The sequence below is a fragment of the Streptococcus oralis genome (assembly GCF_001578705.1).
In the GTDB taxonomy this organism is placed as follows: domain Bacteria; phylum Bacillota; class Bacilli; order Lactobacillales; family Streptococcaceae; genus Streptococcus; species Streptococcus oralis_J.
The window spans coordinates 56,647-70,950 of record NZ_KQ969040.1; the positions used below are offsets into that span (position 1 = coordinate 56,647).

A 14,304-nucleotide genomic window follows, 5' to 3' on the forward strand; every position below is an offset into this window, starting at 1 on the left:
AGAAGTTTTCATTCTCTATTACAGCACAGATTGAAAACGCTTCGCAGAACTGTTTTATAATAAAAAAGCGAGCAAGCTCGCTTTTAGTCTATTTTACTAAAGTTTAGCATGAGTGAACTGGTTAAAACAGATACAGAACTAAAGGCCATGGCTAGACCAGCCAGTTCTGGATTGAGAGCCAATCCAATTCCTGAAAAGACTCCTGCTGCAACCGGAATTCCGATAACATTATAGATAAAGGCCCAGAAGAGATTGAGCAAGATACGATTGAAGGTTCTCTTACTCATATCAAAGGCTCGAACCACTCCTGTCAAATCATTGTGAGTAAGAACAATCCCTGCTGACTCAATAGCAATATCGGTTCCTGCACCCATGGCAATCCCGACATCTGCTACACTGAGGGCTGGCGCATCATTGATGCCATCTCCGACAAAGGCTACTTTACCAGCCTGTTGCAGTTGATGGATTTCATGAGCTTTTTCTTCTGGCAAGACACCAGCAATAACCTCCTCAATGCCGATCTGATCTGCAATGGCACGCGCGACACCTGCATTATCTCCTGTCAGCATAACTGTTCGGAGACCACATTTTTTCAACTGACTGATGGCGAGCTTGGCATTTTCCTTGGGAATATCCTGTAGGGCAAGCAAGCCTTTGATTTCATTGTCAACAGCCAAGTACACAACTGTCTTAGCTTCTTTTTCCAGTTCTTCAAGTTTTTCCTGATAAGCACTAGAAATATCCATTCCATCTAGCATTTTAGCATTTCCAAGCAAAACTTGTTTCCCATTGATTTGTCCTGAAACACCTTTTCCATGCAAGGCTTGGAAATTTTCTACAGTATGAAGCTCAAGTCCTGCTTCAGTCGCTCGCTTGACAATGGCTTGAGCCAATGGATGCTGAGAGGCGTCTTCTAAAGAGGCAGCTAAGCCGAGCACTTCTATCTCGTTGCCAATGATATCAGTGACAACTGGTTTTCCTTCCGTCAAAGTCCCTGTCTTATCAAAGACGAGAGTTTGGACTTTCTGGATCTCCTGTAAGACGGTTCCATTCTTGAGGAGAACTCCCATCTTGGCACTACGCCCTGTCCCTACCATGAGAGCCGTTGGTGTTGCAAGACCTAGGGCACAAGGACAGGCAATGATCAGAACTGCCACCCCATAAAGTAGAGAGGCCACAAAGCTAGCACCAAGCAAGACAAACCAAATCCAAAAAGTTAAAATCGCTAAAATGACAACTGCAGGAACAAAAATCCCTGAAATCTTATCCGTCAAGTCTTGAATTGGTGCGCGGCTGGTCTGGGCTTTCTTCACAAAGTCTACAATCTGAGCCAAGACAGTCTCTGAACCAACTTTTTCCGCCTTAAAGACAAGAGTTCCACTGTTATTAATCGTTGAGCCAATAACGGTATCTCCCACCGTTTTGTCCACTGGCAGACTCTCACCTGTCACCATGGATTCGTCAATACTGGAGACACCTTCGACTACAACACCATCAACCGCAATCTTTTCTCCAGGTCGCACTCGAATCAGATCACCTACCTTGACTTGCTCCAAGGGAACTTGAACATAGCGATCATCACGCAAGACTTCTGCTGTTTTGGCTTGTAAATCCAGTAATTTCTCCACAGCTTGGGAAGTGTTTTTTCTCATTTTTTCCTCAAAAACCGCCCCCAAAAGAACGAAGAAGAGGATAAATCCAGCACTTTCAAAGTAAACAGGGAGACCAGCAAAGAGAGCAACTAGACTATAAAGATAGGCTACTAGAGTTCCCAGTGCCACCAAGGTATCCATGTTGGCATTGTGCTTTTTAAAGCTGGCCCAAGCGCTCTGGATATAAGGACCACCTGCCACCAACATAATCGGCGTTGTAGCTAAAAAGGTACCCCAATGCATGACTGGGTGACTGATAGTCCCTGTCAACATCCCAATCATGAGGAAAACAAGAGGCAGGGTAAAGATGCTAGTAATCCAAAAACGCTGCAAGAGTGACAAAGATTTTCGAGTCTTCTCAACTACGGTATAGCTTCCCTTTTGCATCTTCATACCACAAGAAAATTCATGTTGGCCTAATTCTTGAGGAGTAAAACGAATTGTCTTCTCCTCGTCCACACCGATTGGTTCTAGAATTCCTTCTTCTTCGAAGAGAATTTCCTTGTAACAGTTTGAAGGGGTTGCACGATGAAAGGTGATCTCAGCTGGAATCCCTTTTTGAAGCTGAATATGGGCTGGATGATAACCTTTTTCAGCTCGGATACGGATTTTTTGAATGCCATTTTCTAGGCTTGCTTTCACAATTTCTGTCATCATTTCCTCCTACTCTACAATCATCTTACCGTGCATCATGTTCATACCACAAGCAAAGCCAAACTCTCCAGCCTGTTCAGGTGTGATTTCCACTACATACTCTTCACCCATAGGCAAGTCCGCATGCACTCCAAAATCTGGGAAGACAATCTGATCTAGGCAGGGTGAAGGGTCCTTACGGTCAAAGACGATACGGGCTGGCACTGATTTCTTAAGAATAATCAACTCAGGCGTATAGCCCCCTTTGACTTCCACTCGAATCTCTTGGTAACCCTTTTTTTGCTGGGCCTTTTGTTCAGATTTTTCAGGCTTTTTGAAAAACCAAAACAAGATAAACGCGATAAGGGCAATACAAATAATGGTTACAATACTATTTAACATGACGTCTCCTTTACATACAATTACATCTTACTTCAGCAACTGCGCTAGCTTTTTTCTCAGAAATCACAGCTTCCAAGTCTTCCAAGTCAGCCTGAGTAAAATCACATTCAGCAATCAAATCAGCCAACAAGTTCTTAATCCTACGGGAACAAACCTTGTCCTTGATATCTTGGACAAGTAAATCCCGACTTTGGTCCAAAGTTAAAAGGGCTGAATAGACAAAGAACTTGCCTTCTTTTTTCCTTGTCAGACACTCTTTCTCAACTAAACGAGCCAAAAGAGTTTGAATGGTCGACTTGGACCAGTCGAACCGCTCCGCCAGAACCCTAATCAAATCCGTACTGGTCTGTTCGCCCTGCATCCAAATGATCTTCATAACCTGCCATTCTGCATCTGAAATCTGCATTAGCATCCCTCCAAAATCTACATTTGTCAATCACGATTCTAAGTATACTCTAAAAATCTACATTTGTCAATTATAAATCTTCTTATCTCTTCGAAAAATAGAATTTTAATCATATATGGAGAGATTTGCAGTCAAATTTTACTATATAAACTATAAAAATATGCTATACTGAAGAAAAAAGAAAACAACCACTAGGGGTGCGTAAAGCTGAGATTAACGACTGTTAGATCCCTTTGACTCAATCTAGGTAATGCTAGCTGATGGAAGTGGAAATGATAATGAGGACTAGCTGGTCTTCTATTACTTTCCTGAAACAGACTAGCTTGTTCTTAAGAATACATACTTCAGTTGGTTGGGAGGTTTTAGATGACTTATTTACCCGTTGCTCTGACTATTGCTGGGACAGACCCTAGTGGCGGTGCTGGCATTATGGCTGATTTGAAGTCGTTCCAAGCTAGAGATGTCTATGGAATGGCCGTTGTGACCAGTCTTGTCGCTCAAAATACCAGAGGCGTTCAATTAATCGAGCACGTCTCCAACCAAATGCTGAAAGCTCAACTGGAAAGTGTCTTTTCGGATATCAAGCCTCAGGCTGTAAAAACTGGTATGCTGGCAACTACTGAAATCATGGAGATTATCCAACCCTATCTTAAAAAGCTGGACTGCCCCTACGTGCTTGACCCTGTCATGGTCGCAACAAGCGGTGATACCCTGATTGATACCAGTGCGAGAAGCTACCTAAAAACAAACCTGCTTCCCCTTGCGACTATTATTACACCCAATCTTCCTGAGGCAGAAGAAATTGTTGGTTTCTCAATCCATAATCCAGAAGACATGCAGCGCGCTGGTCGCCTGATTTTAAAAGAATTTGGTCCTCAGTCCGTTGTTATCAAAGGTGGCCATCTTGAAGGTGGTGCCAAGGATTTCCTCTTTACCAAGGAGGAGCAATTTGTCTGGGAAAGTCCACGAATTCAAACCTGTCATACCCATGGTACTGGATGTACTTTTGCTGCAGTGATTACGGCTGAACTTGCCAAGGGCAGAAGTCTTTACCAGGCAGTGGATAAGGCCAAGGCCTTTATCACAAAAGCCATCCAAGACGCCCCTCAACTCGGTCATGGTTCTGGCCCAGTCAACCATACAAGTTTTAAAGATTAAGAAAAACTCTCTAGTTCCCAGTTTAAGGGAATTAGAGAGTTTTTGATTAGGAAATAATGTCATCAAGCTTTGTTAAAAAAGCTTGCGTTTTTGCTTCTATATCTTCTGCCTGCATCAGATCGCGTACGACTGCTACTCCAGCTATACCCGTGTCGACAAGTTGGTCAATATTCTCTGACGTCAATCCTCCGATAGCAACTACTGGAATGGCGACCGTTTGGCAAATTGTTTTCAAGGTTGAAATCAGAGTGATAGGCGCATTCTCCTTGGTCCTAGTCGGGAAAATGGCTCCTGTTCCCAAGTAATCCGCACCTCCTTCTTCTGCTTCTAGGGCTCTTTTAACTGTTTTAGCAGTGACACCGAGGATTTTTTCAGGACCCAAGACTTTGCGGGCAACCGAAACTGGTAGTTCATCGTCTCCGATATGCAGACCTGCAGCATCGACTGCTAGACAGATATCCAACCGATCATCGATAATTAAGGGTACTTGGTAGGCATCTGTTATTTCCTTGACTTGTTTTGCCAGTTGATAATATTGATTGGTAGTGAGGGTTTTTTCTCGTAGCTGGATAATGGTAACACCTGAACGGCAGGCCGTCTCAACTTTTTCAAGAAAGCTTTCCAAGGAATCTTGGTAGCGATTGGTTACCAGGTATAGTCTAAGTGCTTCTCTATTCATAAATATCTCCTTTGATAGCATCTAGCCAATTTTCATCTCTTTTTAGGAGAGAGAGCTGATTGAGAACTTGGTAACGAAAATCTTCCAATCCCATTCCTTGAACAAGTATTCTCTCAGCAGAGATATTGAGATAAGAAACCGCTAGACAAGAAGCTTCAAAGGCAGTCTTTCCTTGGCTGAGAAAAACGGATGTCAAGGCTCCAACCAGATCTCCTGTCCCTGTTATCCAGTCTAATTCTGCACAGCCATTTCCCAATACAGCAACTTGATTCTCCGAAACGATAAGGTCCTTGGGACCCGTGACTAAGAAAGACATACCAGGATAAAACTGACACCAGTCTTTCAAGACTTGAAGCAAATCCTCAGTTTCTTGATCTTTAGCACTAGCATCAACCCCAACTCCGTGGTGTTTTAAGCCAACAAGACTTCGGATTTCCGACATATTTCCTTTAAGGACCGTGGGCTTGTACTCTAAAAGATCTCTGACTAAGGTCTTACGAATGGGAGATGTTGCTATGCCAACAGCATCTACTACTATTGGGAGACAAGCTTGGTTTGCATAAGAAGCTGCCATACGGATTGCTTTCTCCTTCTCAGCTGACAAATGTCCCAAATTGATGAAGAGGGCCTGACTTTGCCTAGTAAAATCAAGAACCTCACGGGGATCATCTGCCATGACAGGTTTGCATCCCAGAGCTAAAATCCCATTAGCCAGCATCTCACAAGAAATCTCATTGGTGATGCAGTGAATCAAGGAACTGGTTGCCAGAGGGAAAGGATTTGTCAATTTCTGCATCATTCTATCCTTTCTCCAAAGAAATATCCCTGCACTTTTTTAAAGAATTCCTGCTTGATTAAAAATCGAAAGGCAAGGAAAGCTATGGCTGTACCGATCAAGGTTGCTCCGAAAAATCGAGGAGTGTAGATAAACCAGCTGAGCTTGGCCGCAGATCCTGTAAAGAGAACCATAACAGGATAGGAAACAATAGAACCGATAATACCTGTTCCCAAAATCTCTCCTAGAGCAGAATAGTGAAATTTTCGACCGTACTTATAAAAAAGACCTGCGAGAAGGGCTCCAAAAGTCGCTCCTGTTAGGGCCAAAGGGGGAATGCCCTGAGTTGACATACGGATAAAGGCTGTGGCTGTAGCCATGATCAAGGCATAAACAGGTCCCATCAAGATCCCTGCTAGGATATTGACTACACTGGACATCGGTGCCATTCCCTCAATTCGAAAGATGGGTGTAAGAACTACGTCAAGAGCAATCATCATGGATAAAATGGTTAATTTGTGAACTTGTAGTTGGTGGTTTCTCATTTTCTATTTCTTCTCTTTTTCTAAGGGCTGCAAATCACTCTTCCAGGTTTGATGTTGGTAAGCCATCTCCCAAAACTTGGCTTCCATGTGGACACTTCGGTGGAAGGCCTCTAGCATTTTTTGTTTGTCTGTCTCGTTGCTTTCGCGATAGAGCTGATTGACCAGGGCTTCTTCCTCTTTAATCTGCTGCTCTAACTCATCGGTGATATAGGTTGCAATCCACTGTTGATAAAGAGGATTCGGGGATGGTTTGCGATTAAGTGCCTTGCCCAAATCATGGTATAACCAAGGACATGGGAGCAAACTAGCAAAAGCAATGCCCAAGTTTGGCTCTGCAAACTGTCGATAAATATGCGAAATGTAATGATAACAAGTTGGAGCGATTGGATGTTGCTCCATTTCCTGGTCACTGATTCCCAATTCCTTGAAAAATTGTTGGCGGATAAACAACTCACCCTCCACTAGACTCTGGGCATTTTGTTTCAAGAGTCTTTTCATCTCTTGGTTTGAAGTCTTATCAGCCAAGAGGTGATAAGCTTCTGAGAAGGCCTTCAGATAGTAAGCATCCTGAATCAGGTAATAGCGAAAGATGGAAGGTTCTAACGTTCCCTCTTGTAACTGTAGAACAAAGGGATGGTGAAAGGAAGCCTGCCAAGCTTCCTTGGATAATTCCATCGCAATATCTGTAAATTCCATAATAACTCCTTTATAGAAATAGGCTGGTTTGAAGCAATAAAAAGTAAAGTAGGTAAATCAATGTTGTCCTTTGAGGAATATAGAAGGTTCGATAGCTATTCTCCACCTGTGCATGTTCGTCATATCCGTGCGCAGACAAAGCTCTCAGATAAAGATGGCGCCACCTAAAGACCGTCATCAGAACCTTGCTGTAAATCAAGGGCGACCAAACATGCAGTTCTTGACCACGTAATAAGCAAGTTTCTTTTAGAGACTTGATTTCTTGCTGAATGAGGGGAAAGGCATTGAATACCACAATCAAGGCATAGGCCCAAGACCGTGATAGGCCCTTTTGGGCCAAGTACAAGAAAAGCTCTTTTAGGGAAATACTGGAAACAAAGACAAGGCCGATACAAACGGTCACAAAAGCTCTCGTTCCAAGTATCACTGCCTGAGAAGCATCCCCATGTAACTGAACTGCCCAGTAGTTAGCAAAGGATGGTAAAATGGCGAGTACGAGCATCCAAGCCAACATTTTAAATCGACGGTAATAGAGCATAAAGAGGATGCAAAATGCGACTACAGAAAGATTAAGAGCAATCGAAGGAAGGAAAGATGTTTCCAAGGATAAAATTAGAAAGAAGAGGCTGATAACTGGTGTCTTGGTTGCTACTTTGATCATACTATCTCACCTCCCCTAGAGTATCATTGTTCAGAGAGGGGAGAGGTTTGCTGATGGTCACGTCTTGGAGATGACTGAGCCCCTCACTAGTCATCTCAATCCAATAATCAACCACAGAGATCAAGGGATCTAAACGATGGCTAATGATCAAAAAACTTCTTCCTTGATTGCTCTCCTCCAACATCCACTGACAAAAGTAGTCGCAGGCTCTATCATCCAAACCAGCAAATGGCTCATCTAGCAAGATCACAGAAGCCTTGCTGGTCAAGATGGTCAAAAGCTGAAGAATCTTTTGTTGGCCACCACTTAATTGATAGGGACTCTTATCGAGTTCCTGGTCCAAATTAAAAAATTGTAATGCTTGGAGAATCCGCTGATTTCTCACAGTATCAGGACCATCTAATTGAAGTTCCTCTCGCAGACTGACTCGGATAAACTGCTTCTCAGCTTCCTGAACAACACCCGTCAAGTCACGATACAGACTCTTTTTCTTTTTGAGAAGCCAACCCTTCCAAATAATGCACCCCTTATACTTTTGAAATTGAAGAATAGAGCGAAAGAGGGTTGATTTCCCGACACCATTGTCACCCAGGATACAGGAAATCCCTTGGTAAAATGTGAAATCTGCAATCGAAAAGAAGGGGCGATTCCCCAGCTCACAAGTCACACGGTCCATATGGAATAATTCTGGGCTAAAGGCAACTTCCTTTGAAGCAACCTGTGTCATCTCAGAGGTAGGGATTTGAAACACTTCCCTTAGTTGCCCGTCTCTCAGCTCCACCATATGGTCAATGTAGGCTTCATAGTCTGATAAATCATGGTCGCACAGGATGACTGTCTTCCCATCAAGGACCAACTCTTTTAGAATCTCTAATATCTCCAGCCTGCTCTTGCGGTCAATGGAAGCGAAGGGTTCATCCAAGAGATAGACCCTAGGATTCATGGCAAAGAGAACAGCCAGTGCAGCCTTTTGCTTTTCCCCACCTGATAAGTGATGGATGGGACGGTGTAAGATTGCCTCGCAGCGACATTGCCGGACCACCTCTGCTATTTTAGCATCAATCTCTTGCACAGGATGTCCGATATTCTCCAAGGTAAAAATTAGCTCTTCAAACAAGTTCTCCATGGTAAATTGATGATTGGGATTTTGAAAGAGAATACCTACTGTTTGGACACGTTCAACGATAGAAAGCTGACTGATCTGGCTTCCCTCTATCAGGACTTGACCACTATAGGGCAAGGAACTGACTTGAGCAATGATTTGAAAGAGACTGGATTTTCCTGAACCACTGCTCCCAACTAACAAGGTAAAAGCTTGCGCATGAAAAGTAAAATCAATTGGCTCCGAAAAGATTGGGGACTGAATCCCCCGTAGTTCCAGCCCCATCTACGCCTTTCCTCCAGCCGCAAACTGATGATAGAGTTTGACAATGGCACGAACCAAAATGGTACAGAAGAAAAAGACGGAAATAAAACGCACCACCAGCAAGGAAAGGACAAAAGGAAGGGAGAAGGCGTAGTAACCTAATTTAATGTATTCATAGACAAAGCTAAAAAGAGTAATCCCAATACTATTAGCAGTTAGAGAGAGCCAACTTTCATAGCGATTCTTGGTTACGATAAAACCAAATTCACTTCCCAAGCCTTGAACCAAGCCAGACAAAAGAGCGCCTAGACCGAATTGGCTACCATAAAGGACTTCAGCAAGCGCAGCGAGCACTTCTCCAATCGTTGCACTTCCGACTCTTGGAACAAAGATGGCCGCAATGGGCGCAGCCATACACCAGAGACCAAAGAGGATTTCATTGGCAAAAGCCTGTAAACCAAGAGGGGCCAAGATTAGGTTGAGGATATCAAATAGATAGCCTGAACCCACAAAAACGCCACCAAAAAAGATAGACAAGAAAGCAAGCAAGATAACATCTTTTAATTGCCATTTTTTCAACATAAAAAACTCCTTTTTTAAAGAAAAGTGGGGCATTCAAGGAGAGCTACCGAAAGACTTGCGGTCAAGCCTATCCTCTTTTGATAAACAAAAAAACTCCAATTACAAACGAGAATTAGAGTTTACCTTACAAGATTAGACAGTTCATTTCGACATACGAAAAAAACCTTTTCACATTTCCCTTCGCCAGTCTTAACTGTATCAGGTTCAATGGGTATCATCTCAGCCTAAAGCACCCCAAATGTCTTTATTATTTAATTACTGGACCAGTATAGCAAAAAATGAAAGCCCTAGCAAGATATTTGACTGGAAAATATATTTATATAGTTTCTAATAACGATTTAATCTTTTTATACACGAAGAAAAACCTCCACATAAGGTGGAGGCCATCTTCATTATCAATACAATTTTAATTCACGAGGGTCGACTGGGAAGGTTGGGTTGTATGGGTTGTGACGGAGTTTGAAGTGTTTGACATCCTCAATAGTCTGAGTTCCAGATAATTGCATGACTGTCTTCAATTCTGCATTCAAGTGCTCAAAGACTTGACGCACACCAACACTACCACCAAGAGCCAAACCATAGATCACAGGGCGGCCAATAGCTACCAAGTCTGCTCCTGAAGCCAAGGCTTTAAAGACGTGCTGACCACGACGAACACCAGAGTCAAAGACAATTGGCACACGTTTATCAACTGCTTCAGCGACTTCTTGAAGCGAGTCAAAGGCCGCTGGCCCACCGTCGATTTGGCGGCCACCGTGGTTGGTTACCCAGATACCAGAAGCACCTGCAGCAAGCGAACGTTCAACGTCTTCACGGCATTGTGGCCCCTTGACATACACAGGAAGACCAGAGTATGCGGCGATAAATTCTACATCGCGTGGAGACAAGCGTTGTTTAGCTGATTTGTAAACAAAGTCCATTGATTTTCCAGCACCTTCTGGCAGATATTCTTCAACAATCGGCATGCCAACTGGGAAGACAAAACCATTGCGCTTATCGACCTCACGATTGCCCCCTACAGTTGCATCCGCCGTCAAGACAATCGCTTTGTAGCCTTCAGCCTTCACACGGTCCATGATATGGCGGTTAATGCCATCATCCTTACTAAAGTAAAATTGGAACCAATGAGGTGTTCCTTGAAGAGCTTCCGTAATTTCTGGAAGGTCAACGGTAGAGTAGGAACTAGTTGTATATAGAGAACCAAATTCATGCACACCACGCGCAGTAGCTACTTCCCCCTGCTCATTTGCCAATTTATGAGCCGCAACAGGCGCCATGATGATTGGTGAAGATAGTTTTTCGCCTGCAAATTCAATCTCAGTGCTTGGATTTTCCACATCACAGAGCGTATGAGGAACAATAAGTTTATGGTTAAAAGCTCGAATGTTCTCGCGTAAAGTGAACGTGTCCTCAGCTCCACTCGCGATGTAGCCAAAAGCAGCTTTAGGAATGACTTGCTGCGCCATGGGTTCCAAATCATAAGTGTTAATAAAATCTACAGGTCCTTCTGCATTGCTTGTTTTATATGACATAAAGTGTCCTCCTTATTAAGTAAGCGTTTACTTTTTCTTGCATAAACTATCTTACCTCTTTTTCAGAATCCTTTCAAAAATTTTGTCTGGAAATTTCAAAGCACAGACATGATAAATATTTTCTATCATTGTGATAAAAAATTCATGTTATCCAAACATGCCCTTTAGTGCTACAATAGCTATATTATTCCTAGATGGGAGGTTCTATTTTGGATTGGTCCATTGTTGAACAATATTTACCACTCTATCAAAAGGCATTCTTTCTGACCTTACATATCGCAGTTTGGGGAATTCTGGGTTCTTTCCTTGTTGGTCTAATCGTTAGTGTCATTCGTCATTATCGCGTTCCTATCTTTTCACAGTTAGCAACAGCCTACATCGAATTGTCACGCAACACGCCCCTTTTGATTCAGCTCTTCTTCCTCTATTTCGGGCTTCCCCGAATAGGGATTGTTCTTTCTTCAGAAGTCTGTGCAACAGTTGGTCTCATCTTTTTAGGTGGCTCCTACATGGCTGAATCTTTCAGAAGCGGACTGGAAGCAGTTAGTCAAACCCAGCACGAGATTGGTTTAGCCATTGGTCTAACGCCTGTACAGGTCTTTCGCTATGTGGTTCTTCCGCAAGCGACTGCGGTAGCCCTACCGTCCTTTAGTGCCAATGTCATTTTTCTCATCAAAGAAACCTCAGTTTTCTCTGCGGTAGCCTTAGCCGATCTCATGTACGTCGCCAAGGACTTGATTGGACTCTATTATGAGACAGACATTGCACTAGCCATGTTGGTAGTTGCTTACCTGATCATGCTTCTACCCATCTCTCTAGTCTTTAGCTGGATAGAAAGGAGGCTCCGCCATGCAGGATTCGGGAATCCAAGTACTCTTTCAGGGAAATAATCTCTTGCGGATTTTACAAGGATTGGGAGTCACGATTGGGATTTCCATCCTCTCTGTCCTCTTATCCATGATTTTCGGTACGGTCATGGGAATCATCATGACCTCTCATTCTAGAGTCGTTCGCTTTTTAACACGTTTTTATCTAGAATTTATCCGTATCATGCCCCAACTGGTGCTACTCTTCATTGTTTATTTCGGCTTAGCTCGAAACTTTAATATCAATATATCGGGAGAGACTTCTGCAATTATCGTTTTTACACTCTGGGGAACGGCTGAGATGGGGGACTTGGTACGTGGAGCCATCACTTCCCTTCCCAAACATCAGTTTGAAAGCGGACAGGCGCTGGGCTTGACCAACTTCCAACTTTACTACCACATCATCATCCCGCAGGTCTTGAGAAGACTGCTGCCACAAGCCATCAACCTTGTCACTCGGATGATCAAAACGACTTCCTTAGTTGTCTTGATTGGGGTTGTGGAAGTTACCAAGGTTGGACAACAAATCATTGATAGCAATCGCTTGACCATCCCAACCGCTTCCTTTTGGATTTATGGAACCATTCTGGTCCTGTATTTCGCAGTCTGTTTTCCTATTTCCAAACTATCCACTCACTTAGAAAAACATTGGAGGAACTAAATGTCTGAAACTATTTTAGAAATCAAAGACTTAAAAAAATCCTTTGGAGACAATCCCATCCTCCAAGGCCTTTCTCTAGATATCAAAAAGGGAGAAGTCGTCGTCATTCTAGGACCATCTGGTTGCGGAAAAAGCACTCTCCTTCGTTGCCTCAATGGTCTAGAAAGCATACAAGGTGGGGATATTCTTCTGGATGGCCAGTCCATTATTGGAAACCAGAAAGACTTTCACTTGGTTCGCCAAAAGATTGGGATGGTCTTTCAAAGTTATGAACTCTTTCCCCATCTGGACGTCCTGCAAAATCTCATCCTAGGTCCTATCAAAGCACAAGGTCGAGATAAGAAAGAGGTGACGGAAGAAGCCCTGCAATTACCGGAACGCGTCGGACTACTTGATAAAAAAGACAGCTTTGCTCGACAATTATCTGGTGGACAAAAGCAACGGGTTGCCATTGTCCGTGCTCTGCTCATGCATCCAGAAATTATCCTCTTTGACGAAGTGACGGCTTCGCTGGATCCAGAAATGGTGCGCGAGGTTCTCGAACTCATCAATGACTTGGCTCAAGAAGGGCGCACTATGATTTTGGTGACCCACGAAATGCAGTTTGCCCAAGCCATTGCAGACCGCATTATCTTTCTCGACCAAGGGAAAATCGCTGAAGAAGGAACGGCTCAAGACTTCTTTACCAACCCACAAACCAAACGAGCACAGGAATTTTTAAACGTCTTTGACTTTAGCCAGTTTGGCTCATATCTATAAAGGAGATTTATATGAAAATCATCAAACCAATTCTAACTGTTTTTGCTCTAGCATTTGCGCTTATCTTTGTCACAGCTTGTAGCTCAGGTGGAAGCTCTGATACTTCATCAGGAAAAGCAACTGCCAAAGCCCGCACTATTGACGAAATCAAAAAAAGCGGTGAGCTTCGAATCGCCGTATTTGGAGACAAAAAACCATTTGGTTATGTTGACAACGACGGTTCTTACCAAGGTTACGATATCGAATTGGGGAACCAACTAGCTCAAGACCTGGGGGTAAAGGTCAAATATGTTTCTGTTGATGCTGCCAACCGTGCTGAATACTTGATTTCAAACAAGGTTGATATCACCCTTGCCAACTTCACAGTTACCGACGAACGTAAGAAACAAGTTGATTTTGCCCTTCCTTACATGAAAGTTTCCCTCGGTGTTGTGTCACCAAAAGATAAAGTCATCAAAGACGTTAAAGAATTAGAAGGCAAAACCTTGATTGTCACAAAAGGAACCACTGCTGAAACCTACTTTGAGAAAAATCACCCAGAAGTCAAACTTCAAAAATATGACCAATACAGTGATGCTTATCAGGCTCTTCTGGACGGACGTGGAGATGCCTTCTCTACTGACAATACTGAAGTCCTAGCTTGGGCTCTCGAAAATAAAGGATTTGAAGTCGGTATTACTTCCCTCGGTGACCCAGATACCATTGCACCAGCAGTTCAAAAAGGAAACCAAGAATTGCTTGACTTCATCAATAAAGACATTGAAAAATTGGGCAAGGAAAACTTCTTCCACAAGGCCTATGAAAAAACACTTCACCCAACCTACGGTAACGCTGCTAAGGCAGATGACCTTGTTGTTGAAGGCGGAAAAGTTGACTAATACTTTCCGAAAATAAAAAGAAATCAGGTAATCCTAGTGACTACCTGATTTTC

At 43.2% G+C, this 14,304-nt stretch carries 16 protein-coding genes and 2 riboswitches; of the genes, 5 read left to right on the top strand and 11 right to left on the bottom strand.

Features of this window, described 5'->3' with window-relative positions; all coding sequences use genetic code 11:
* Positions 1–83: 83 nt before the first annotated feature.
* The 3 genes from SORDD05_RS09095 to SORDD05_RS09105 are packed head-to-tail and all read right to left on the bottom strand — an operon-like array spanning position 84 to position 3,093.
* On the bottom strand, positions 84–2,306 hold the full coding sequence (locus tag SORDD05_RS09095) for a heavy metal translocating P-type ATPase (protein ID WP_061419282.1): 2,223 nt from the start codon (positions 2,304–2,306) through the stop codon (positions 84–86).
* 9 nt (positions 2,307–2,315) lie between these two features.
* Positions 2,316–2,687, bottom strand: coding sequence for a cupredoxin domain-containing protein (locus tag SORDD05_RS09100; RefSeq protein ID WP_061419285.1), 372 nt, complete (start codon positions 2,685–2,687; stop codon positions 2,316–2,318).
* A gap of 10 nt (positions 2,688–2,697) precedes the next feature.
* On the bottom strand, positions 2,698–3,093 hold the full coding sequence (locus tag SORDD05_RS09105) for a CopY/TcrY family copper transport repressor (protein WP_061419290.1): 396 nt from the start codon (positions 3,091–3,093) through the stop codon (positions 2,698–2,700).
* Between the two features lie 183 nt (positions 3,094–3,276).
* Positions 3,277–3,375, top strand: a riboswitch (TPP riboswitch).
* Between the two features lie 84 nt (positions 3,376–3,459).
* Here SORDD05_RS09105 and thiD point away from each other — a divergent pair.
* Positions 3,460–4,251, top strand: coding sequence for a bifunctional hydroxymethylpyrimidine kinase/phosphomethylpyrimidine kinase (gene thiD, locus SORDD05_RS09110; protein WP_061419293.1), 792 nt, complete (start codon positions 3,460–3,462; stop codon positions 4,249–4,251).
* A 46-nt stretch (positions 4,252–4,297) separates the two neighbouring features.
* Here the strand turns inward: thiD and thiE are convergent, their stop codons facing one another.
* The 8 genes from thiE to lctO form a co-directional block, all read right to left on the bottom strand.
* The gene (thiE, locus tag SORDD05_RS09115; protein ID WP_061419296.1) at positions 4,298–4,930 is read right to left on the bottom strand and encodes a thiamine phosphate synthase; all 633 of its coding nucleotides are present in this window, start codon (positions 4,928–4,930) and stop codon (positions 4,298–4,300) included.
* Entirely contained in the window at positions 4,923–5,726 is an 804-nt protein-coding gene (locus tag SORDD05_RS09120) for a hydroxyethylthiazole kinase (RefSeq protein ID WP_061419389.1), read from the bottom strand. The genes thiE and SORDD05_RS09120 overlap by 8 nt, the downstream gene beginning before the upstream one ends.
* Positions 5,726–6,250 carry an energy coupling factor transporter S component ThiW gene (gene thiW, locus SORDD05_RS09125; RefSeq protein WP_061419299.1) on the bottom strand — a complete coding sequence of 175 codons (525 nt, stop codon included), beginning with the start codon at positions 6,248–6,250 and terminating at the stop codon, positions 5,726–5,728. The genes SORDD05_RS09120 and thiW overlap by 1 nt, the downstream gene beginning before the upstream one ends.
* Positions 6,251–6,253: 3 nt before the next feature.
* Positions 6,254–6,946 (bottom strand): thiaminase II, encoded by a 693-nt coding sequence (gene tenA, locus SORDD05_RS09130; protein WP_061419302.1) that lies wholly within the window; start codon positions 6,944–6,946, stop codon positions 6,254–6,256.
* Between the two features lie 10 nt (positions 6,947–6,956).
* Entirely contained in the window at positions 6,957–7,607 is a 651-nt protein-coding gene (locus SORDD05_RS09135) for an energy-coupling factor transporter transmembrane component T (protein WP_061419305.1), read from the bottom strand.
* A 1-nt stretch (position 7,608) separates the two neighbouring features.
* The gene (locus SORDD05_RS09140; protein ID WP_061419308.1) at positions 7,609–8,994 is read right to left on the bottom strand and encodes an ATP-binding cassette domain-containing protein; all 1,386 of its coding nucleotides are present in this window, start codon (positions 8,992–8,994) and stop codon (positions 7,609–7,611) included.
* Positions 8,995–9,555 carry an ECF transporter S component gene (locus SORDD05_RS09145; RefSeq protein ID WP_061419311.1) on the bottom strand — a complete coding sequence of 187 codons (561 nt, stop codon included), beginning with the start codon at positions 9,553–9,555 and terminating at the stop codon, positions 8,995–8,997. It lies immediately after the preceding gene.
* Positions 9,556–9,713: 158 nt separating this feature from the next.
* Positions 9,714–9,802, bottom strand: a riboswitch (TPP riboswitch).
* Between the two features lie 148 nt (positions 9,803–9,950).
* On the bottom strand, positions 9,951–11,087 hold the full coding sequence (lctO, locus tag SORDD05_RS09150; protein ID WP_061419314.1) for an L-lactate oxidase: 1,137 nt from the start codon (positions 11,085–11,087) through the stop codon (positions 9,951–9,953).
* A 209-nt stretch (positions 11,088–11,296) separates the two neighbouring features.
* Between lctO and SORDD05_RS09155 the strand changes: the two genes are divergently transcribed.
* Genes SORDD05_RS09155 through SORDD05_RS09170 form a run of 4 tightly spaced genes read left to right on the top strand, consistent with a single transcriptional unit; the run spans position 11,297 to position 14,251 of the window.
* Positions 11,297–11,977 (top strand): amino acid ABC transporter permease, encoded by a 681-nt coding sequence (locus SORDD05_RS09155; RefSeq protein ID WP_000384103.1) that lies wholly within the window; start codon positions 11,297–11,299, stop codon positions 11,975–11,977.
* Positions 11,937–12,614: an amino acid ABC transporter permease gene (locus tag SORDD05_RS09160; RefSeq protein ID WP_061419317.1), complete on the top strand. Its 678-nt coding sequence runs from the start codon at positions 11,937–11,939 to the stop codon at positions 12,612–12,614. The genes SORDD05_RS09155 and SORDD05_RS09160 overlap by 41 nt, the downstream gene beginning before the upstream one ends.
* Positions 12,615–13,373: an amino acid ABC transporter ATP-binding protein gene (locus SORDD05_RS09165; protein ID WP_000004992.1), complete on the top strand. Its 759-nt coding sequence runs from the start codon at positions 12,615–12,617 to the stop codon at positions 13,371–13,373.
* Positions 13,374–13,384: 11 nt separating this feature from the next.
* On the top strand, positions 13,385–14,251 hold the full coding sequence (locus tag SORDD05_RS09170; RefSeq protein ID WP_061419320.1) for a cysteine ABC transporter substrate-binding protein: 867 nt from the start codon (positions 13,385–13,387) through the stop codon (positions 14,249–14,251).
* Positions 14,252–14,304 lie beyond the last annotated feature (53 nt).